The sequence below is a fragment of the Streptomyces sp. NPDC006691 genome, assembly GCF_042869955.1.
Taxonomy (GTDB): Bacteria; Actinomycetota; Actinomycetes; order Streptomycetales; family Streptomycetaceae; genus Streptomyces.
In genome coordinates this window covers 1-18,695 of sequence record NZ_JBIAGW010000031.1, presented here as the reverse complement: position 1 = coordinate 18,695, position 18,695 = coordinate 1, and the positions used below count along the sequence as shown (strand labels likewise).

18 protein-coding genes and 1 pseudogene are annotated in these 18,695 nt (G+C 72.0%); 5 read left to right on the top strand and 14 right to left on the bottom strand.

Annotated elements, in window-relative coordinates; all coding sequences use genetic code 11:
* Positions 1-119: 119 nt before the first annotated feature.
* Positions 120-920, top strand: coding sequence for an SAM-dependent methyltransferase (locus ACFYNP_RS35980; protein WP_388791451.1), 801 nt, complete (start codon positions 120-122; stop codon positions 918-920).
* Here ACFYNP_RS35980 and ACFYNP_RS35975 read toward each other — a convergent pair.
* Positions 917-1,858, bottom strand: coding sequence for a helix-turn-helix domain-containing protein (locus ACFYNP_RS35975; protein WP_388405069.1), 942 nt, complete (start codon positions 1,856-1,858; stop codon positions 917-919). The genes ACFYNP_RS35980 and ACFYNP_RS35975 overlap by 4 nt on opposite strands.
* A gap of 89 nt (positions 1,859-1,947) precedes the next feature.
* On the bottom strand, positions 1,948-2,184 hold the full coding sequence (locus tag ACFYNP_RS35970; protein ID WP_388405066.1) for a DUF397 domain-containing protein: 237 nt from the start codon (positions 2,182-2,184) through the stop codon (positions 1,948-1,950).
* Positions 2,185-2,528: 344 nt separating this feature from the next.
* Here ACFYNP_RS35970 and ACFYNP_RS35965 point away from each other — a divergent pair, with 344 nt between their 5' ends.
* Entirely contained in the window at positions 2,529-3,233 is a 705-nt protein-coding gene (locus tag ACFYNP_RS35965) for a DUF2470 domain-containing protein (protein ID WP_388791449.1), read from the top strand.
* A gap of 246 nt (positions 3,234-3,479) precedes the next feature.
* Positions 3,480-4,304 (top strand): thioesterase family protein, encoded by an 825-nt coding sequence (locus tag ACFYNP_RS35960; RefSeq protein WP_388791447.1) that lies wholly within the window; start codon positions 3,480-3,482, stop codon positions 4,302-4,304.
* A 173-nt stretch (positions 4,305-4,477) separates the two neighbouring features.
* Here the strand turns inward: ACFYNP_RS35960 and ACFYNP_RS35955 are convergent, their stop codons facing one another.
* Positions 4,478-5,056 carry a helix-turn-helix domain-containing protein gene (locus ACFYNP_RS35955; RefSeq protein ID WP_388791445.1) on the bottom strand — a complete coding sequence of 193 codons (579 nt, stop codon included), beginning with the start codon at positions 5,054-5,056 and terminating at the stop codon, positions 4,478-4,480.
* Between the two features lie 88 nt (positions 5,057-5,144).
* Here ACFYNP_RS35955 and ACFYNP_RS35950 point away from each other — a divergent pair, with 88 nt between their 5' ends.
* Positions 5,145-5,780, top strand: a complete 636-nt coding sequence (locus ACFYNP_RS35950; RefSeq protein WP_388791443.1) for a class I SAM-dependent methyltransferase — start codon at positions 5,145-5,147, stop codon at positions 5,778-5,780.
* A 7-nt stretch (positions 5,781-5,787) separates the two neighbouring features.
* Here the strand turns inward: ACFYNP_RS35950 and ACFYNP_RS35945 are convergent, their stop codons facing one another.
* The 3 genes from ACFYNP_RS35945 to ACFYNP_RS35935 all read right to left on the bottom strand — a co-directional run bounded on the left by ACFYNP_RS35945 (position 5,788) and on the right by ACFYNP_RS35935 (position 8,988).
* On the bottom strand, positions 5,788-6,234 hold the full coding sequence (locus ACFYNP_RS35945; RefSeq protein WP_388791441.1) for a hypothetical protein: 447 nt from the start codon (positions 6,232-6,234) through the stop codon (positions 5,788-5,790).
* 57 nt (positions 6,235-6,291) lie between these two features.
* Positions 6,292-8,388 (bottom strand): tetratricopeptide repeat protein, encoded by a 2,097-nt coding sequence (locus ACFYNP_RS35940; protein WP_388791439.1) that lies wholly within the window; start codon positions 8,386-8,388, stop codon positions 6,292-6,294.
* Positions 8,389-8,565: 177 nt separating this feature from the next.
* Positions 8,566-8,988, bottom strand: coding sequence for a MarR family winged helix-turn-helix transcriptional regulator (locus ACFYNP_RS35935; RefSeq protein ID WP_388791437.1), 423 nt, complete (start codon positions 8,986-8,988; stop codon positions 8,566-8,568).
* A gap of 175 nt (positions 8,989-9,163) precedes the next feature.
* Here ACFYNP_RS35935 and eno point away from each other — a divergent pair, with 175 nt between their 5' ends.
* The gene (gene eno / locus ACFYNP_RS35930; protein ID WP_388791435.1) at positions 9,164-10,471 is read left to right on the top strand and encodes a phosphopyruvate hydratase; all 1,308 of its coding nucleotides are present in this window, start codon (positions 9,164-9,166) and stop codon (positions 10,469-10,471) included.
* Positions 10,472-10,491: 20 nt separating this feature from the next.
* Here the strand turns inward: eno and ACFYNP_RS35925 are convergent, their stop codons facing one another.
* The 8 genes and pseudogenes from ACFYNP_RS35925 to ACFYNP_RS35890 all read right to left on the bottom strand — a co-directional run.
* Entirely contained in the window at positions 10,492-11,649 is a 1,158-nt protein-coding gene (locus ACFYNP_RS35925; protein WP_388791433.1) for an agmatine/peptidylarginine deiminase, read from the bottom strand.
* Between the two features lie 13 nt (positions 11,650-11,662).
* Positions 11,663-12,514 carry an ABC transporter ATP-binding protein gene (locus ACFYNP_RS35920; protein ID WP_388791431.1) on the bottom strand — a complete coding sequence of 284 codons (852 nt, stop codon included), beginning with the start codon at positions 12,512-12,514 and terminating at the stop codon, positions 11,663-11,665.
* The gene (locus tag ACFYNP_RS35915; protein ID WP_388791429.1) at positions 12,507-13,547 is read right to left on the bottom strand and encodes an ABC transporter ATP-binding protein; all 1,041 of its coding nucleotides are present in this window, start codon (positions 13,545-13,547) and stop codon (positions 12,507-12,509) included. Before ACFYNP_RS35915 ends, ACFYNP_RS35920 begins: the two co-directional genes overlap by 8 nt.
* Positions 13,544-14,398: an ABC transporter permease gene (locus ACFYNP_RS35910; RefSeq protein WP_388791427.1), complete on the bottom strand. Its 855-nt coding sequence runs from the start codon at positions 14,396-14,398 to the stop codon at positions 13,544-13,546. Before ACFYNP_RS35910 ends, ACFYNP_RS35915 begins: the two co-directional genes overlap by 4 nt.
* On the bottom strand, positions 14,395-15,354 hold the full coding sequence (locus tag ACFYNP_RS35905; protein WP_388791425.1) for an ABC transporter permease: 960 nt from the start codon (positions 15,352-15,354) through the stop codon (positions 14,395-14,397). The genes ACFYNP_RS35910 and ACFYNP_RS35905 overlap by 4 nt, the downstream gene beginning before the upstream one ends.
* A complete protein-coding gene (locus ACFYNP_RS35900; protein ID WP_388791422.1) occupies positions 15,351-17,006 on the bottom strand; it encodes an ABC transporter substrate-binding protein in 1,656 nt (551 codons plus the stop codon). Before ACFYNP_RS35900 ends, ACFYNP_RS35905 begins: the two co-directional genes overlap by 4 nt.
* A gap of 109 nt (positions 17,007-17,115) precedes the next feature.
* Entirely contained in the window at positions 17,116-18,126 is a 1,011-nt protein-coding gene (locus tag ACFYNP_RS35895) for an agmatine/peptidylarginine deiminase (protein ID WP_388791420.1), read from the bottom strand.
* A 371-nt stretch (positions 18,127-18,497) separates the two neighbouring features.
* Positions 18,498-18,695: pseudogene (locus tag ACFYNP_RS35890) on the bottom strand (urease subunit alpha); the annotation flags it as partial.

Here is an 18,695-nt window from a genome sequence, read left to right as displayed (position 1 = left end):
CCGCACACCGCCCCAACTGCCCTCCACACCCAGCCAGTTGGGGCTTAGCATGGCTCCTCTGCCAACCGGTGCCAGCCGCAGACCAGTTGACCGGGCCGCACCCGAAGGGGGAGAGAGCCATGTCCATCGACGTGAGCACGCCGAGCGTGGCGCGCATGTACGACTTCCTCATCGACGGAACCGACAACTACGAGTCGGACCGGGCGGCTTGTCGCAGGCTCCTGGAGATCGCCCCCAGTACCCGCGAACTCGCCCTGATCAACCGGGCGTTCCTGGTGAGGTCGGTGCGCTACCTCGCCCAGGAGTGCGGCGTCCGCCGCTTCATCGACCACGGCTCCGGGCTGCCCACCCGGCCCAACGTCCATCAGGTGGCCCAGGAGTCCCAGCCCGGCGCCCAGGTCGTCTACATCGACAACGACCCGCTCGTGCACGCGCACGGGCGGCTCATGCTCGCCGAGGACCTCAGGACCACCGCCGTCGTCGAGGCCGACATGCGCGATGTCGACGGCAACTTCGGGCGTCCCGAGGTGCGGCGCCTGACCGAGGACGGGGAGCCTGTCGCCGCGCTCTTCGTGTCCGTCCTGCACTGCGTCCCCGACGCCGACGACCCCTGGCAGCTGGTCAAGGACGTCGCGGCCCGGCTGCCCGACGGCAGCCACCTGGTCGTCTCCCAGCTCGCCAGCGACCACGCCCAACTCCGCCACCGGGTGACGGAGTTCATGCGCGAGACCACCGGCGGCACCTGGGGGCGGGTGCGCTCCACCGCCGAGGTCCGGAGGTATTTCGACGGCCTCGCCCTACAGAAGGCCGAGGAGCCGGTGGAGGTCTCCACCTGGTACCCCGACACCGACATCTTCCCGCGCCAGGCGACCCAGGAGTGGATCGAGTACGGCGGCGTCGGCAAGGTCGTCCGGCCCTAAGGCCGGTCCGCGTCGTCCGCGAAGCCGGCGATGAGCCGTTCCAGCAGGGCCAGCGTTTCCCGCTTGCCGAGGCTGTGCTGGATCAGCTCGGTCATCGAGGCGGCGTGCAGGTCGACGTCGCCGAGCTCGCTCAGCCAGGTCCCGCCGCTGTTCAGCCCCTCGGTGTAGACCATGTCCGGCTCGTCCCGCGGCCGGAACTTGAAGACCGTCATCGCGGTCGTCGGCGGGAACACCCGCGCGCAGGCGCGGTCGGTGAAGACACGGATGTGCACCCGGTCGCGGTTCTCGGCGAGGTTGAACAGGTGCCTCAGCTGGCCGCGCATCACCTTGCGGCCGCCCACCCACTTGCGCAGCGCCCCTTCGGAGATGACCGCCGAGTAGTCAGGAGCCTCGGGCGATTCGAGTATCTGCTGCCGGCGCCGGCGCACCTCCCACCGGCGGTCGATGGTGGGGTGGTCCGGTCTGCCCAGGTAGGGGGCCTGCATGATGGCTCGGGCGTACTCGGAGGTCTGGAGCAGACCGGGCACCAGCGAGTCGGAGAAGGTGCGGATCTCCGTGGCGGCGCTCTCGACCGCCATCAGGTTGTGCAGGGACTTGTCGACCACATCGCGGTAGTCCGTCCACCAGCGGCGCTGGTTCGCGTCGTCCACGAGGCTGGTCAGCGCCCTCAGGGACTCCCGGTCGTCGTAGCCGTAGAGCGTGGCCAGCCGGGTCACGGTCTCGGTGTCGGGCCGGGCGTCACCGTTGGCCGTCTCGTACCGGCTGAGCTTGGAGGCCGAGCCGATCGCGCCCGCGGCCACCACGTCCTGGCCGCGCAGCCCCGCCTCGATCCGCATCTCACGCAGCCGGAGACCCAGTACGCGCGCGGGCGGGGCGGCGCTCGCGCGGGGACTCTCGGGCTCCTCGTCCGGGACGGGACCGAGAACGCGTGCGGCCACCCTGACTCCTCCAGCGCACGGCGACCCTCGCCGATACGCGCCCATCCTGAGGAACCGGGGTGGCCGCCACAACCCGTCGCTACGGGTTTTCAGCCAACCATTCCGTCGAACTCCCCCTTGCGCGCCCCGTCAAGGAAGGCCGCCAGTTCGGAGGAGGTGAAGACTAACGCCGGCCCTTGTGGGAAGCGGGAGTTGCGCAGGGCCACCTCCCCCTCGGGGAGCCGCGCAATTTCAACGCAGTCGTTGTAGGCATCGCTCGCGGTCGCCTTCACCCACACCGCGTTCGCGATCTCGTCGGCCCGTACGCCGTTGCCATGGCCTGCCATCGGGTTCCGCCTCTCTCCGTCCGAGCTGCGCGAAGCCCTTGGCGGCCCCGCGCGCCGTCGAGCTCCCGGCCCCTTCGCCGCCGGGCGCGGACCCAAGGCGGTGAAATTTCAGGGAACCGAGGAGTGCCGCCGATCGTAGCGATGCCGCGCCGAGCCGTGCTGTCCCTCGAAAGTGGGCAATTCCCGTTGCCCACAAGGGGTTTCACTTGCGAAGCCGGGCCAATCGCACGCCCCGTACGTCACTCCCGCCACGGCGGCGGCGGGGGCAGGCGACGGATAGGTTAGGTTAGGCATACCTAAGCAGAGGGCTTGGGTATCGACGCCGCCTCCCAGGAGGAACCCGTATGCGCCCCTTCCGCGTCCGCTCCGCCACGCCGACCGCCGCCGAGCGCGTACGGTCGATCCTCGCGGCGGCCCATTCGATGACCGTGGTGACCGCCGAGGGCCGACACGAGGTGTACTGCGCCGGCGAAGGCGGCGCGGCGGGCCGTGTCCATCTGCACGAGCCCGGAGACCTCGACCACGGGCAGCGCACCGGTCCCCTGCCCGTCCGTCTGGAACTCACCGACATCGCTCCCACCCCGGTACGCGACCGGATGCGCGCCCGCGTGACCCTTTCGGGACTCCTGAGCGCCCCCTACGATCCCGCCGCGGCGGAGAGCACCTGTGTGGAATTCGCCGCGGCGTGGATCGAGGACGCCCAGGGGCGTACGGACATTTCCCTGGACGCTCTCCAGGAGACGGAGCTCGACCCACTGGCCACCCGTGAGGCGAGCATGCTCAACCATCTCGTCGACAGCCACAAGGATCTCGTTCCGCTGCTGCTCCGGCTGGTCCGGCCCCAGGTGAAGAGCTCGCTGTCCCGTGTCCTCCCCGTGGCCCTCGACCGCTACGGACTGACCCTGCGCCTGGAGTACCCCGCCGCCCACCAGGACGTACGACTGCCCTTTCCCCGCCCCGTCAAGGACATCGAGCAGGCGGGCCCGCAGATCCACGCCCTGCTGTCCGCGGCCCGCCGCTCCTCCCACGCCAGCCGCCTGCCGGCCTGAACGCGCCTGCCCGCACCGCCCGAAGCCTGCCCTTCGTGTCCACGGCGTCCTTCCAGGCCCCCTCTCCCTCGGGGCGCCGGCGGGCGGTACTCGTGGCCGGCCACTCCTGGCCGGCGGCCGTGATGGTGCTGGGCGGCTGCGCTGCTGTTCCGGCGGTGCTGGTGGTCGGGGTGCACGGTGCCAGGAAGATCGCGTGGCCGGAGTCCCCTTGCCGCGTCGCTGCCTCATGGTCTACAGATTTCCGCCATGAGCCCTGAACCCGAATCCGTCACCCCCGCCCTGCCCGCGTCCTTCTACCGGGAACTCACCGACGGTTCCTTCGAGAGCACACCGGCGACCGCGGGCCCATGGAGCCCGAAGACCCAGCACGCCGGTCCCCCGTCGGCGCTCGTGGGGCGGGCCATGGAACGGCACCCCGGGCGGCCCGGTGCGAGGATCGCCCGGGTCACCGTGGAGCTGCTCCGCCCGGTGCCGGTCGCGGACCTGCGGGTGGAGGTGCGGGCCGTACGCTCCGGCGCCCGAGTCGAGCTCCTGGAGGGCGAGTTGACCGCCGACGGCGAGCCGGTGCTGCTCGCCCGCGCCTGGCGCATGGTGGCCAGCCCCGAGGACACGCCCTCGCTGCGGCACGGGCCCGCCGCTCCGCCGCTGCCGGGGCCCCGGCCCCTGGGCAGCATGACGGGGGCGTACCTGGGCGGCTATGTCTCCGCGATGGAGTGGCGGTTCGAGGACGGCCGGAGCTTCGACTCACCGGGCCCGGGCACCGTCTGGGCCCGCCAGCGCGTCCCGCTGGTGGCCGGGGAGCAGGACACCGCCCTGACCCGGGCCCTCACCCTGGCCGACAGCAGCTGGGCCGTGGCGTTCGAGCTGGACCACCGCCAAGGCCTGGTCATCAACACGGACATCACCCTCGCCCTGCACCGCGATCCCGTCGGCGAATGGCTCTGCCTGCGCTCGGAGACCGCCTCCAGCCCGGCCGGTTCGGGCCTGGCCACGGGGCTGATGTACGACGGCTCCGGGGACTGCGGGCGGGTGGTGCAGACCCTGCTGGTGACAGAGCGCAGGGCCGGCTGAATCGGAGGCCGGGTCCGAGGCGGTGTCCGTCCTCCCCGGACCCCCCGCCGGCACCACCCCCGTTCCGGCACCACGCCCGTCCCGGCACCACGCGGACCACGCGGATGACCCGGCCGACATGGACGACGCGGACGACATGGACGACGCGGAGGAATCGAGTCGGCTCGGACGACCTACGGGGAGCCGCCACGCACGTGTGCGCGCACCCCTTGCAGGCCGAACAGAACGAGGAGCTCGACCGTGCCGCCGTCGGAACTGCCCAGCCAGTGCGGAAGGGAGGTGTCGAACTCGGCGGCCTCGCCGGGCGGCAGGGTCAGATCACGCTCGCCGAGCACGAGCCGCAGGCGCCCGCTGAGCACGTACAGCCACTCGAAGCCCTCGTGTGTCTGCGGAGTCGGCGCCCGCGGTTCGGGGCGAGCGGGAATGACCATCTTGAACGCGTGTACGCCGCCGGGCTGCCGGGACAGCGGCACGAACGTCATCCCGAACCGTTGGACCGGCTTCAGATGGATGCGGGGGTCACCGGTGCGCGGGGCGCCGACGAGGTCGTCCAGCGGGACGTCGTACGTCCGGGCCAGCGGCAGCAGCAGTTCCAGGGTCGCCCTGCGCTGCCCGCTTTCGAGGCGGGACAGGGTGCTCTCCGAAATCCCGGTCGTCGCGGCGAGGGCGGCGAGGGTGATCCGGCGCTCGCGCCGCAGCGCACGCAGTCGCGGTCCCACCGCGTCGAGCACGTCTTCCGTTCCCCGGTCCACGCCACCATCTTGCCAGAGCGGCAACTTTTCGTGCCAAGTCGTGGAGGGCCTGCCGAGACTGGGCGCACACCTACCCGAGGAGCCCTCCATGAGCACCCCCGAAGCGGCGGACGCGGTCACGTACTGGCAGGACGTCTACGCGGCACGGCCGGTGGCCACCGACCCACGGCCGAACGTCCGCCTCACCGAAATCGTCACGGCCCTGCCGCCCGGCACCGCCCTGGACCTGGGCTGCGGCAACGGTGGTGACGCGCTGTGGCTCGCCCGCCAGGGCTGGCGGGTGACCGCCGTCGACATCTCGGCCGTGGCGGTCGAGCGGCTCACCGGCCTCGCCCGCGCCGGCGGCCTGGGCGAGCGGGTCGACGCACGGCAGCACGACCTGCACGAGGCCTTCCCCGGGGGCGGGTTCGACCTGATCAACGCCCACTATCTGCACACCCCTTACGCCCTGGACAGGTCGGCAGTGCTGCGCGGCGCCGCACACGCACTGCGCCCCGGCGGCCGCCTCCTGGTCGTCGACCACGGCTCGACCGCCCCGTGGTCGTGGAACCAGGACCCCGACGCGTACTTCCCGACCCCGAGCGAGGTAACGGCCGGGATCGGCGTGGACCCGGCCGCCTGGACGATCGAACGAGCGGAACCGTCCAGCCGCATCGCCACGGGGCCCGACGGCCGGAAGGCCGAGGTCACCGATCACATCCTGGTGGTGCGGCGGACTTCTTGACGGATCGTCAGGGGTGCCCGGGTGAACCGCCGTCGCCGGTCGACACACTTCCGGAGATGTCACCTCCCGCGGCCACCGACCGCTCGCCCGGTGCGCTCACCGCCCCAGGAGCGGGCGTGCCGGGTGGCGTCGACGGCGGTCGTGGCACGGCCGGGTCGGACATCGGCCGGGGGCCGTCGCCGGTCGAGACGGCCCCGGAGATCGTGCCGCCCACCGCGACCGACCGCGCGCCACCCGCCGTGACGCGGGGCCCGCGCCCGGGTGAGCGGGAAGGCGCCGCCAGCGCGTACGTCGAGACGCCCAGCGCGGCCATGCCTACGAGGGTGCCCACGATGCCCGCCACTTGCCCGGCCGTGTCGAGGTCCGCCACCAGTACGAGCACGAGCAGCCCGATGGCCACCACGGCCCCGGCCACCACCCCGGCCCACGCCCACACCCGCTGTCGTGTCGTCATGTCCTCCATCGTGGCGGCACGCCCCCGGCGGTGTCCCGCCGTCGGCGCAACGAGGCGTCATGGCCGGCGGGGGTGGACGGCGCCCAGCTTGTTTCGCAGAACCCCCGCGAGCGGGTGGTCCGCTCCGAGTTCCCGTACGCATCGGGCCAGGGTTCGGCGGTCGAGCAGGGCTGCCCGCTCCGGGTCTCCTGCCGCCCGGAGGGCGTCGGCGAGGTTGCTCTGTGAGGCCAGGGTGTCGGGGTGGCCGTCCCCCAGCGCCCGCCGCCGGGTGGCGAGGATCCGCTCGTGCAGCCGAACGGACTGTTCGAGGTGCCCCGCCCCGCCGTTGGCGTACGCGTGCAACGCCATGGCCCGTCTGAGGTGATCGCCCGCGAATTCGTAGCTGGCGGCGAGATTGGTGTGCCCGCCCGGGGTTCCCGGACGGGGGATGTCCTGGGTCGCGAGCCGGTCCACGAGGGACTGCTCGAAAAGGGCGATCGCCTCCTCCAGATCGCCCGCCGCCTGGTACGCGTAGGCGAGGTGGATGCGGGTGTTCAGGGTGAGCAGATGATTCTTGCCGAGCGTTCGCTGACGGACGGTGAGGGCGCGGCGGGCGTACGCGATGCCCCGCGGGGACGCGCCCTGATTCCTCAGGAAGCCGCCCGTGCGGTGGAGGAGATCGGCGGTGGTGTCGGTGTCACTGTCAGGGTTCGCGTGACTGATGAGGGCGTCGATGTGCGGGAGCAGGGCGCGCCAGGCCGGCCAGTGCTCGGGCGTCTCGCCGTCGGGCAGCGCCCGGACCAACTGCCCGGTGGCGCGGGCGCGGGCATCGTCCACGTCGCGTGGACGACGGTAGGGGTCTTGCGGGTCGGCGGTGCGGGCGAGGGCTCCCACCAGGCGGTGCACGCTCAAGGTGGCGGTGCCGGCATGGGCGGTGACCAGCCCGTGCGCGACCAACCGGCCGATGGAGCGGGTGACTTGAGACGGTTCCGCCAGTCCGTCCAGGAGGTGGCGGGGCAGGTGGTCGGGGGCGAACCAGGCGAGGGTGCGCAGCACGGTTCCGGTGAGGGGATCGTCGGCGAAATGGTCGAAGGTGACGTGCCAGATGCGCGCGACGGTGCGAGCGGGGTCGGTGCCCTCGGCGGCGTCCGTGAAGAGGCCGGCCGGATGCCCGGCGAGCAGATCGAGGTAGCCACGCGCCGTGATGCCGGTCTCGGCGATGTACGAACCCGCCTGCTCCAGGGCCAGGGGCAGCCCGCCCAGTTCGGCGCACAGTTCGTCCGCCCCCTCCAGACCGCCGGACGGGTCCGCGGCGAGGATGCGGCCGAGCAGGTCCAGCGCCTCGGTCCGGTCCAGCGGGGCGAGGGGGACCGGAACGGCAAGGTGGTCCCAGCCGGTGGTGCGGCGGCTGGTGATCAGGAAGCGGCCGCCGCGCGTACGGGAGAGCAACGGCCTTATGTCGGCTGGGTCGTTGACGTTGTCGAGGACGAGGAGCCACCCCTCGTGGGCGGCGAGCCATTGGACGGCCCGTTCCCGCAGGGCCTCCATCGACAGCAGACCGCTCAGTTCGGGCCGCAGGGCGGTGGCGAGCCCGGCGAGTCCCGTGTCCAGGGCGGCCGGGCTGTCGGCCGTGATCCACCAGACCGGGTCGTGGCCGTGTCCACGGGTGGCGGCCCAGTGGGCCGCCAAGGTGCTCTTGCCGATCCCCCCGAGGCCGTGGACCGCTTGCACCACCGCACGTCCCGGGACCCGCAGGGCCGCGTCGAGCCGGTCGAGTGCGTCCCCGCGGCCGACGAACTGGGCCGCCGCGTACGGCGGGAGGTTGATCAGGCCGGCGGGGGAGGACAGCTCGGCCATCGGAACGAGGGCCTGGGGAGGCAGGACCGTCGCGTGCTCGGCCCGGGTGAGAACGTTCACCGCGTGATCGCCGGTCGAGGCGATCCCCACCCGCTGCCCTGCCGCCACCGAGCGTTCCCCCGCGGCCTCCACCACGGCATGCGGCTCGCCCGCGCTGTGCGACGGCTGCCCCGCCGCTTCCGGCAACTCCCCCGCGCTGTGCGGCGGCTGCCCCGCCGCTTCCGGCAACTCCCCCGCGCTGTGCGGCGGCTGCCCCGCCGCTTCCGGCAACTCCCCGGCACCGTGCGGCGGCTGCCCTCTCAGGCGCTTGAACCACATGAACGCCCCTCTCCCGCGCGACCGCCCGTGCCTTCCGCCACCCTCCATCATTCGGCCGGCCGGCACCCCGCGTCACGCGGTCCGGCCGATTTGCTGCCCTCGGCGAGTCGGCCCGGCACCGACGAGGCCCGCTCCGCAGCCCGCCGGGAGATCGTCACGCGCCGTCGTCCGCTCCCGTCACCGCGTGGCGAGCCGTTCAAGCAGGGTGGCACTCCGGGCCAGCAACTCCCTTTCCCCATCGGTCAGTTCGGCCTCGATGGCCTGCGCCAGCCAGCCGGCCCGGCGGCCGCGCTCTGCTTCGAGCGCGGACCGGCCGGCTGCCGAGAGCTCGACCAGCGACTTGCGGCCGTCGCTCGGGTGCGCACGGCGGGTGACCAGGTTCTGTTCCATCAGCAGCCCGACCGCCCGGGCCATCGACTGGGGGCGTACCCGCTGGTCGGCGGCGAGGTCGCTGGTGGTCATCGCGCCGTTGCGGTCGAGCGCGCCGAGCACGGCGGCCTGACCCAGCGGGATGCGGTCCTCGTGTTTGACGCGTCGGGTGAGCTTGCCCATCGCAGTGCGCAGTTCGGTGGCGATGGCGGCGGCTTCCGGGGTGGACATAGGGCACTTTAACCCGCCGGCCGACCGGGCGGCACGGCTGTCCTGCACAGCGATGCTGTGCAGCAAAACTGAGCAGCATTGCTGTGCAGTCTTGCTGTAGGGTTCGGCTCGTCGGGCTCAGCGCCAGCGCTGTCGCAGCCGGAGCCACGGCATACGACAACGGGAAGGAACTCCCATGTCCGCAAGCCCAGTCGAAACCGCGGCCTCCGCCATCCGGACCGTCCACGGCCGCCGGATCATCGACAGCCGGGGCAACCCCACGGTCGAGGTCGATGTCGTTCTGGCGGACGGGTCCCTGGGGCGCGCCGCCGTCCCCTCCGGGGCCTCCACCGGCGCCCGGGAGGCCGTGGAACTGCGCGACGGCGACTCCGCGCGCTGGCACGGCAAGGGCGTCGACCGGGCGGTGGACCATGTCAACGGGGAGATCGCGGCGGCCGTGCGCGGCCGGGACGCGGTGGATCAGGCGGGCCTCGACGCCGCCCTGACCGCCCTTGACGGCACGCCCACGAAGTCACGGCTCGGCGCCAACGCCATCCTCGGCGTCTCCCTCGCCACCGCCAAGGCCGCCGCGGCGGCCCACCGCCGGCCCCTCTACCGCTACCTCGGCGGCGCCCACGCCCGCCTCCTGCCGCTGCCGTTGATGAACATCGTCAACGGCGGTGCCCACGCCGACAACCCGCTGGACTTCCAGGAGTTCATGATCGCGCCCATGGGCGCGGACACCTTCGCCGAAGCCGTCCGCATGGGCAGTGAGGTCTTCCACACCCTGCGCCGCGACCTGCTGGCCGCCGGGCACTCCACCGGGGTCGGCGACGAGGGCGGCTTCGCGCCCGCGCTGCGCACCGCCGAAGAGGCGCTCGACTTCGTGGTGACCGCCATCGAGCGCGCCGGCTACCGCCCGGGCACGGACATCGGTCTGGTCATGGACCCGGCGTCGTCCGAGTTCTTCCGCGACGGCGGGTACGAGTACGCCGGCGAGGGGGTGCGCCGCACGCGCTCCGAGCAGGTCGACTACCTGGCCAAGCTCATCGACGCCTACCCGGTGGTCTCCATCGAGGATCCGATGGCGGAGAACGACCTGGAGGGCTGGCGTGAACTGACCGCACGCGTGGGAGACCGCTGTCAGCTCACCGGCGACGACGTGTTCTGCACCAACGAGTCGCTGCTGCGCGAGGGCATCCGCACCGGTGTCGGCAATTCGGTCCTGGTCAAGGTCAACCAGATCGGGACGCTCACCGAGGCACTGGACGCGGTGACCACCGCCCACCGGGCGGGGTGGACGGCCGTCATGTCGCACCGCTCGGGCGAGACGGAGGACACCACCATCGCGGACCTGGCGGTCGCGACCGGCTGCGGTCAGATCAAGACCGGCTCGCTCTCACGCTCCGACCGGACCGCCAAGTACAACCAACTAATCAGGATCGAGGAGGAGTTGGGCGCATCAGCCCGGTATGCGGGCCGCTCCGCACTGCGCCGGGCGTGAACAGCGGCGGTCCCGCCCCCTCAGGGGCGGGGCTGCTGCTGGGTGACGCAGTGGATGCCGCCGCCGCCCGCGCCGAGGGCGTCGATGTCGAGCTGCTCCACCACCCGGCCCGGGAACAGCTGCCGCAGGCTCGACTCGGCCGCGGCGTCCGCACGCGCGTCGCCGAACCGGGCCGAGATCACCGCGCCGTTGCAGACGTAGTAATTGGCGTACGAGGCGACGAAGTTGGGGTCGTTCGACCGGATGCGGGCGTAGTCGGGGCCCTGGATCCGGGCGACGGAGAAGGGATCGCCGTCGGCGTCCCTGGCCGCCGACAGGATCTGGTACTGCCGGCGGGCGTCCTTGGACCAGGCGTCGGTGTCCGTGGCCAGGGGCATCTGGACGAGTCCCGAGCCGGCCGCCAGGAACCTGGAGGTCGCGTCCACGTGGTCGTCGGTGATGTCCCGCCCGGTCACGCCGTTGAACCAGATCACCTGGTCCGCGCCGAACGCGTCGCACAGGGCCGTCTCGATCTGCGCCTGCTTGAGCCGGGGGTTGCGGTTGGTGTTGATGAGACTGCTCCGGGTCGCCATGAGCGTGCCGTTGCCGTCCGTCTCCACCGCACCGCCCTCCCCGACCAGGGCCGCCGCGGTGAACGGGACCCCGAGACTCGCCGCTATCCGCTGCGCGACCAGGGCGTCCTTGGCATGGGTCTGTTTGTTGCCCCAGCCGTTGAAGTTCAGCCCCACGGCATCCAGTCCGCCCGCGCCGTCGGTGCGGAAGACCGGCCCGGTGTCACGCATCCAGCAGTCGTCGACCGGAATCGTGCCGATGACGGTGACGGACGGCCCGCACGCACTGCGGGCCTTCGCCACACTGGCGGAGTTGGCGCACAGCGTGACCGGTTCGTACTGGGCGATGGTCTTCGCGATGAGCGCGATGTCGGCCTGGACTGCGCCCAGTTGACGTTCCCAGATGGCACCGCTGTCGGGCCACGCCATCCAGGTACGGGTGTGCGGAACGGCGTCGACGGGCACGGCGAAGGCCGGGGCGGGGGCCGGGGCGGGGGCCGCATGCGCCCTGCCCCCCGCGGTGGCCGCCCAGGTCGCACCTGCCGCGGCGGCTCCGACGGCCGTCAGGAAGGTACGCCTGCCGAGCCGGCCGGACGCGGGGACGCTCGAAGCACGGTGGTCGTTCATCTCTGCTCTCCGATCAGTTGTGTACGGTGCGCTGTCCATGGGTGCTGTCGGGAGGTGACGGGGTGTGGTGCAGGGCCCGGCGCGCGGCCGCGATGGCGTGCGGATCCCAGCCGGGGCGCGGCACGGACTCCATCAGGAGCCTTGTGTAAGGGTGTTGTGGCGCCGAGAGGACCTGCTCGGTGCTGCCCGCTTCAACGATCCGGCCCTGTCGCATGACGAGCACGTCGTCGGTGACACAGCGCACCACCCCGAGGTCGTGCGTGATGAAGAGGTAGCCGACGCCGGTCTCCGCACGGATGTCGGCCAGCAGATTGAGGATCTGGGCCTGCACGGACACGTCGAGGGCCGCCACGGCCTCGTCCAGGACGAGGACGGCCGGCTCCACCGCGAGCGCGCGGGCGATGGCGACGCGCTGGCGCTGGCCGCCCGACAGCTGTCGGGGCAGCGCGTCACGGGACCGGGCGCCGAGCCCGACCTGGTCGAGGAGTTCGGCGATGCAGCGGGCGTGGTCGGTGCCGGGGAAGTGGAGGCGCAGGGTCTCCCGCAGCGCCGCCTCGGCACTCACCCTTGGATCGAGGGAGAGGAAGGGGTCCTGGAAGACCATCTGCACCTCCCGGGCGCGCGCCAGCCGGGCCCCCCGGCCACGCACCCGGCCCGTGCGCTCGGTGCCGCGCACCCGTACGTGCCCGGCGTCAGCGCACTCCAGGCCCACCACGATCCGGGCGGTGGTGGTCTTGCCCGAGCCGGATTCGCCGACGATGCCGAGCGAGCCGCCCCTGTCGAGGGAGAACGACACGTCGTCGACGGCCTGGACGCTCCCGTACCGGCGGTGTACGCCGCTGACGTGCAGCACGGTCTCAGCCATGGTCGGCACTCCCCCGGACGCGGTCGTTGTGGTGGCAGGCGACCCGGTGCTCACGCCCGTCGGGGTCATCCGTGACGGCCCGGTCCCCGGGGGCCTGTTCCGTGCAGAGGGAGGTGGCGTGGACGCAGCGGGGCGCGAAGGGGCAACCCGTCAACTCGGCTCTCAGGTCCGGTGGTTGGCCGTCGATCGCGTTGAGCCTGCCCTGCGGCGCGTCGAGTCGCGGAGTGGCCGCGAGCAGGGCCGCCGTGTAGGGGTGCCGGGGCCGGGTGAACAGGGCGTCGGCGGGGCCGGCCTCGACGATCCGGCCGGCGTACATCACATACACCCGGTCGCTGATGGTCGCCGCGAGGCCGAGGTCGTGGGTGACGAAGAGCAGCCCGGTGCCGAAGCGGTCGCGGAGGTCACCGAGGAGCGCGACGACCTCGGCCTGGGTGGTGACGTCGAGGGCGGTGGTCGCCTCGTCCGCGAGAAGCAGTGCCGGGTCGCCCATCAACGCGGCACCGATCATGACGCGTTGGAGCATGCCGCCGGAGAGCTGTCCCGGGTACTGGCGCATCGCCGCCGGAGCGAGACCGACCGCCACGAGCATCTCCCGGGCACGCCGCTGGGCCTCATCGGCGGGCGTCCCGGTGTTCAGGCGCAGGCTCTCGGTGAGGAAGTCACCGATCCTGCGCAGCGGGTTGATGGCCGCCCGGGGGTCCTGGAAGATCATGGCGGCCGTACCGGTGCGCAGTGCGCGCAGCCGTGCGGCGTTCATCGTCAGGACGTCCTCGCCCGCGACCTCGACACTGCCTTCGGTGGTGGCACCGGGCGGAAGCAGGCGCAGCACGCTGCGCGAGGTGAGGGTCTTGCCGGAGCCCGATTCGCCGACCAGGGCGACGGTCTCCCCGGCGGCCACGGTGAGGTCGACGCCGTCGAGCACGGGCCGGGCGGTGCGCGGAAGACGCAGGCGCAGCCCTCGGATGTCGAGCACGGGCGAGGCGGTGACGGAGTTCGTGGACGCGGAACTTCCGCGCTTCTCCCGGGTGTTCATCGGTCCCTCCTGGCGACGCGGTCGGCCCAGCGCTCGCCGACGACGTTGAACGCGACGACGGTGAGCACGATCGCGACACACGGCCAGATCGCGGAGAGCGGGTAGCCGCGCTGGATGGCGGTCTGGCCGTCGAGCACCATGCGGCCCCAGTCGGGCGTGAGTGCGGGCACGCCGAGGCCGAGGAAGGAGAGCCCGGCCAGGTCGATGAGGGCGTACCCGAAGTTGATGGTGGACTGGGCGAGGACCACGGGCCCGACGTTGGGCAGGACGTGCCGCAGACAGATCTGCTGGGCCGAGTGGCCCTGCACCACATAGGCGTTCACATAGGGGCGTTGACGTTCGGCGAGCACCAAGGAACGGGTGAGTCTGCTGACGTACGGGAGATAGGCGACCGCGAGCGCGATGACGGGCGCGGTGAGCCCCTCTCCGTACACCGCGACGATGAGGATCGCGAGGAGCATGCCGGGGAAGGCGAAGACGAGTTCCGTGCTGCGCGAGAGTACGGAGTCGAGCCAGCCGCCCCGCCACGCCGCGGTGGTTCCGACGACCACGCCGGCCAGGGTGGAGAAGGCCACCACCGCGAGGGGCCCGAGCAGGGAGGTGCGGGCTCCGGTGACCAGTCGGGCGAGCGTGTCGCGGCCTGAGGAGTCGACGCCGAAGGGGTGGGCGGCGGACGGGCCCGCGAGTGCGTTGCCCAGGTCCACGGCATTGGGGTCGGCCGGGGAGATCCAGGGGGCGAGAAGTGCCGCGAGGACGACCACGGTGACGAAGGCGAGGCACAGCAGGTAGAGGGGTGCGCGAGGGGTGCGGAGCCGGGACAGGCCCGGGCGCCGCAGGACGGCGACGCTCATGAGACGGGCCTCCGGGGGGCGAGGGCGATGCGCGGGTCGACCAGGGGATGTGCCAGATCGACTGCCAGATTGACCAGCATGAACAGGCCGACCATGGTCAGCGAGATCGCCTGCACGGTGGGGAAGTCCTTGGTGGTGATGGACAGTTCGAGGAGCTGGCCGATGCCGCCGACGCCGAACGCCGACTCGACGAGGACGGTGCACACCAGGAGCGTGGACACGATCAGACCGCCGGTGGTGAGGACCGTGCCGAGCGCGTTGCGCAACACATGACGGCCCATCACCTTGCGTCGGGGCACGCCCCGGCTGAGGGCGACGGTCACATGTTCCTGTCCGAGGACCTCCACCATGGCGCTGCGGGTGACCCGCGCGAGCATGCCGATCAGGTACAGGGCGAGCGCTACCGCGGGCAGCGTCAGGTGCCACAGCATCTGGACCGGCCCGTCGCCGGTGCCACCGGCCGGGAACCAGTGCAGGCGCACCGCGAACAGGCCTTGGAGCAGCACGGCGGCGACGAAGGACGGGGTGCCGACGGCGAGCGTGGTGGTGACCAGGATCGTCGAGTCCACCGCGCCGCCGCGCACCGCGGCGATCCGGCCGAGCGCGAGACCCACGACCACGACGAGCACCAGGGCCATGGCGACCAGGAGCAGGGTGCTGGGAAGGCGGTCGGCCAGCAGCCGTGACACATCGGTGCGGTAGGTGATCGAGCGGCCGAAGTCGCCGTGCAGCAGCTGGCCGAGCCAGCGGAAGTACCGTACGGCGAACGGGTCGTCGAGGTGGTACTGCCGGTTGATGGCCTCCAGCGCGGCCGGGGACGCGGAGCGTCCGGAGAGCAGGAAGGCGGCAGGGCTGCCCGGCGCCAGATACATCGCGCCGAAGATGACGAACGATGCCGCCAGCAGGGTGACCGCCATCTCGGCGAGGCGGCGCAGGCCGAATCTGAGGAAGTTCACCGTGCGGCCCCCACGTCCGCCGCCCAGGGGTAGTACAGGTAGGAGATGGTGGTGGGGGCGCCGGTGATGCGCTTGTTGAGGAACACGGCGGTCGGCCATTCGGCGACCGGGATCCACAACACCTGCTCGGCCGCCTTCTGTTGGAGCTTCGCCTCGACGGCGAACCGGGTGGCCGGGTCGTAGGCGGCGCGCGCCCGGTCGACGAGCTGGTCGTAGGAGCGGTCGCTGTATCCGGCGTAGTTCTGGTAGGCGCCGGTACGGAAGTTGCCCAGCAGGTCCAGCGGGTCGGTGATGGAGTCGTAGTACGTCTCCGGGAAGAGGTCGATGCCCTCGCGTGCCTTGGGGTCGGTGAACAGCGCGGTGAACGCGTTCGGGGCGATCGTCTTCAGCTGGACGTCGAGTCCGATCTGGGTGCCGGCCGCCTGGAGGGCGGTGGCGAGCAGGGACACGTCCTGCCCGATCTGGCTGGTCGCGACGGTCACCTTCTTGCCCGTGGCCCCGGCTTCCTCGATGAGCTTTCTGGCTTCCCTCAGGTTCGGCACGGTGGAGGGCAGCCCCGCGAAGGCGGTCTGCCGGGTCTGTTCGGGCGCCTCGGCCCAGGCCGCTCTGGTGGTGAGGGACGGGGTGACGGTCCCGGCCCCGCCCAGGCCGGTCTTGACGAAGCCCTTGCGGTCGAGGGCCAGGGACAGGGCGCGCCGCACGCGGACGTCACCGAGCACGCCGTGCATGTTGGTCACGTTGACGTTGTCGGTGCTGAGGCCCTCCCCGAAGTACAGGGTGCCCGCCCCGCTGGAGCGCAGCGCCCCGTAGCTCTCGGTGGGGATGAGGTATCCGCCGTCCACTTCGCCGCTGAGCATGGCCTTGGTGCGCGCGGAGGAGTCCGTGAGGAATCGGAACACGACCTTTCCGGACTTGGCCCTGCTCCCCCAGTACCCGGCGAACCGGTCGAGCTCGACCGACTGGCCCTTCTCCCACTTCCCGAGCTCGTACGGTCCCGTGCAGTCGAGGCCGCCGGAGGTGCCGTAGTCCTTTCCCGCCGCCTCGACGCCGGCCCTGCTCGCGACCACGCCCGCGGCGGTCGCCATGTACTGGGGGAACTGGGAGTCGGGGCGCTTCAGTTTCACCGTGACCTGGAGGGGCCCGGTCTTGGTGACCGAGTCGACGTTCTCGAAGACCTGGGCCCAGGAGGCCCCGTTGTCGGGGTTCCTCTGCCGGCCGAGACTGAAGACGACATCGTCCGCGGTCAGGGTGGCCCCGTTGTGGAAGCGCACACCGGCGCGCAGATCGTAGACCCAGGTCGACGGCTCGGGGTTGGTCGCCTTCTCGGCAAGCCCCGGGACCGTCTTGAGCTGGGGCGTCCAGCGCATCAGGCTCTCGCAGACATTGGAGAGGATCATGTTCTGCGGGTAGTCGAAGGCGGAGATGTAGTCCAGTGTCGGGGGCTCCGCGTACAGGGCCCAGCCGAAGGAGTCGATCTCGCCCTTGGCGGGCGGAGTGGTGGCGGACAGCTCGAAGTCGGCTGCCGCGGCTGGGGAGTTGGTGCCCGGCGGTCCCGCGCAGGCGGACAGCAGGAGGGCGGCGGACAGGGCCGCGGCGATCAGGGCGTGCCGGTGGGGACGGCGTACTCCTGGCCGGGGCGGTGGGGTGGGCATCGACGCGGTTCCTCTCCGTACGGGCGCGATGGGGGTCGGGCGGGCGCAGGCGGCCGGCCGGCCCGGCCTGGGCGGTCAGGATCGGGCGGGCGGCGCCGGGCGGGAGGGGTCAGGCCCGGCGGGGCGCGGCGGGCACCTGCTGGGTGATGCAGTGGATGCCGCCGCCTCCGTGGGCGAGCGCCGTCGTCGGTACCCCGACGACCTTGCGGTCGGGACAGGCGGCGGCGATCACGGCCAGCGCCTCCGCGTCCTGGGGCAGGCCTGCCACCGGGACGACCACTCCGCCGTTGGCCACGTAGAAGTTGAGGTAGCCCACCTCGACGGGCACGCCGTCGACCTCGGTGAACGCGCTCTGCGGAAGATCGACGATTTCCAGGGTGCGACCCTGGGCATCGGGGGTGGCTTCGAGGATCGCGCGGTTGGCGCGCATCCGGGCGTAGTCGGGGTGCTCCGGGTCGTCCGGGAGCTGGACCACGACCTTGCCCGGCGCGACGAAGGCGCAGACGCCGTCGACATGGCCGTCGGTCTCGGTGTCCAGGAGTCCGCCGTACGGCAGCCAGACGACCTTGCTGACACCGAGCCGGGCCTTCAGCTCGGCCTCGATCTCGTCCCTGGTCAGGCCCGGATTGCGGTTGGGGTGGAGCAGGCACTGCTCGGTGGTGATCAGGGTGCCTTCGCCGTCCACGGTGATCGCCCCGCCTTCGAGAATCATCTCCGAGCGGATCGCGGTCTCGCCGAAGTGTTCCAGGAGCAGCGCCCCGAGCCGGTCGTCGGCGTCGTACGGGTGGTGCTTGCGGCCCCAGGCGTTGAAACGGAAGTCGACGCCGGCGCGGTGGCCCTCGGGGTCGAGAACGAAGACCGGCGCGGAATCCCTGAACCAGGAGTCGTCCAGCGGCAGTTCGATCACGTCGACACCCTCGCCGCACCGGGTACGGGCCTCGTCGCCGTGGCCGGGCGGCGCGACCATGGTCACCGGCTCGAACCCGGCGATGGCCCGAGCCACCTGGGCGTACTCCTGCCTGGCCTGCTCAAGGACGGCGCCCCACAGGTCGGGGCGGGTGGGCCAGGCCATCAGGCAGCGCTCGTGCTCGGTCCACTCGGCGGGCATGCGGAAGGTCATCACAGCTCTCTTCGTCAGGTGTTCGACAGCTCTTCGCGACGGCGGGGCAATCGGTCTGCGCAAGGACGGGGCAATGGCGGGCCACGAAGGTGTGTGGCCGGTTCCGGGCGGGTCGCGCCCGAAGGGGCGGGCCGAGCGGGCGGTCGATGACCGCGACGGCCGTTGATGTGCCCGGAATACTCCTCCGAACTGAAAATTCAGTCAAGATGGGCGACCGAAAGATCTAGGCCGCGTGGTGCCGGCCGCGTGGGCCGGGGAAGCCGTCGGCTCAGGGCCGGTGACTCGGGCCTGGTGGCTCGCGGCCCTCCGGCCCGGCCCGGTCGTCTCGGGGGCCGCCTCGTCGGCGCGGGTCCGGCGACTACGGGGCCGGGCTACAGGAAGTAGAGGCGGTTCAGGGATACCTCGTGGGCCGGTTCCGAGCTGATCGGGACACCATCAAGGGTCACGAGCCCGGTGTCCGCCCCCACCTGTACGGCGCCGGTACGGGAGTTGAGCAGCAGGTCGGCGGGGCCGATGCCGCGGGTGCCGCGTACCGCGACCCGGCGGCGGCGGGTGGGCAGCTGGTCGCC

What these genes read in the sequence shown, in the direction of transcription:
- eno (WP_388791435.1), top strand. Translation starts at nt 9,164, where the DNA reads ATGTCCGCAAGCCCAGTCGAAACCGCGGCCTCCGCCATCCGGACCGTC.
- ACFYNP_RS35950 (WP_388791443.1), top strand. Translation starts at nt 5,145, where the DNA reads ATGAGCACCCCCGAAGCGGCGGACGCGGTCACGTACTGGCAGGACGTC.
- ACFYNP_RS35910 (WP_388791427.1), bottom strand. Translation starts at nt 14,398, where the DNA reads ATGAGCGTCGCCGTCCTGCGGCGCCCGGGCCTGTCCCGGCTCCGCACC.
- ACFYNP_RS35945 (WP_388791441.1), bottom strand. Translation starts at nt 6,234, where the DNA reads ATGACGACACGACAGCGGGTGTGGGCGTGGGCCGGGGTGGTGGCCGGG.
- ACFYNP_RS35900 (WP_388791422.1), bottom strand. Translation starts at nt 17,006, where the DNA reads ATGCCCACCCCACCGCCCCGGCCAGGAGTACGCCGTCCCCACCGGCAC.
- ACFYNP_RS35920 (WP_388791431.1), bottom strand. Translation starts at nt 12,514, where the DNA reads ATGGCTGAGACCGTGCTGCACGTCAGCGGCGTACACCGCCGGTACGGG.
- ACFYNP_RS35965 (WP_388791449.1), top strand. Translation starts at nt 2,529, where the DNA reads ATGCGCCCCTTCCGCGTCCGCTCCGCCACGCCGACCGCCGCCGAGCGC.
- ACFYNP_RS35935 (WP_388791437.1), bottom strand. Translation starts at nt 8,988, where the DNA reads ATGTCCACCCCGGAAGCCGCCGCCATCGCCACCGAACTGCGCACTGCG.
- ACFYNP_RS35915 (WP_388791429.1), bottom strand. Translation starts at nt 13,547, where the DNA reads ATGAACACCCGGGAGAAGCGCGGAAGTTCCGCGTCCACGAACTCCGTC.
- ACFYNP_RS35960 (WP_388791447.1), top strand. Translation starts at nt 3,480, where the DNA reads ATGAGCCCTGAACCCGAATCCGTCACCCCCGCCCTGCCCGCGTCCTTC.
- ACFYNP_RS35970 (WP_388405066.1), bottom strand. Translation starts at nt 2,184, where the DNA reads ATGGCAGGCCATGGCAACGGCGTACGGGCCGACGAGATCGCGAACGCG.
- ACFYNP_RS35940 (WP_388791439.1), bottom strand. Translation starts at nt 8,388, where the DNA reads ATGTGGTTCAAGCGCCTGAGAGGGCAGCCGCCGCACGGTGCCGGGGAG.
- ACFYNP_RS35895 (WP_388791420.1), bottom strand. Translation starts at nt 18,126, where the DNA reads ATGACCTTCCGCATGCCCGCCGAGTGGACCGAGCACGAGCGCTGCCTG.
- ACFYNP_RS35980 (WP_388791451.1), top strand. Translation starts at nt 120, where the DNA reads ATGTCCATCGACGTGAGCACGCCGAGCGTGGCGCGCATGTACGACTTC.
- ACFYNP_RS35925 (WP_388791433.1), bottom strand. Translation starts at nt 11,649, where the DNA reads ATGAACGACCACCGTGCTTCGAGCGTCCCCGCGTCCGGCCGGCTCGGC.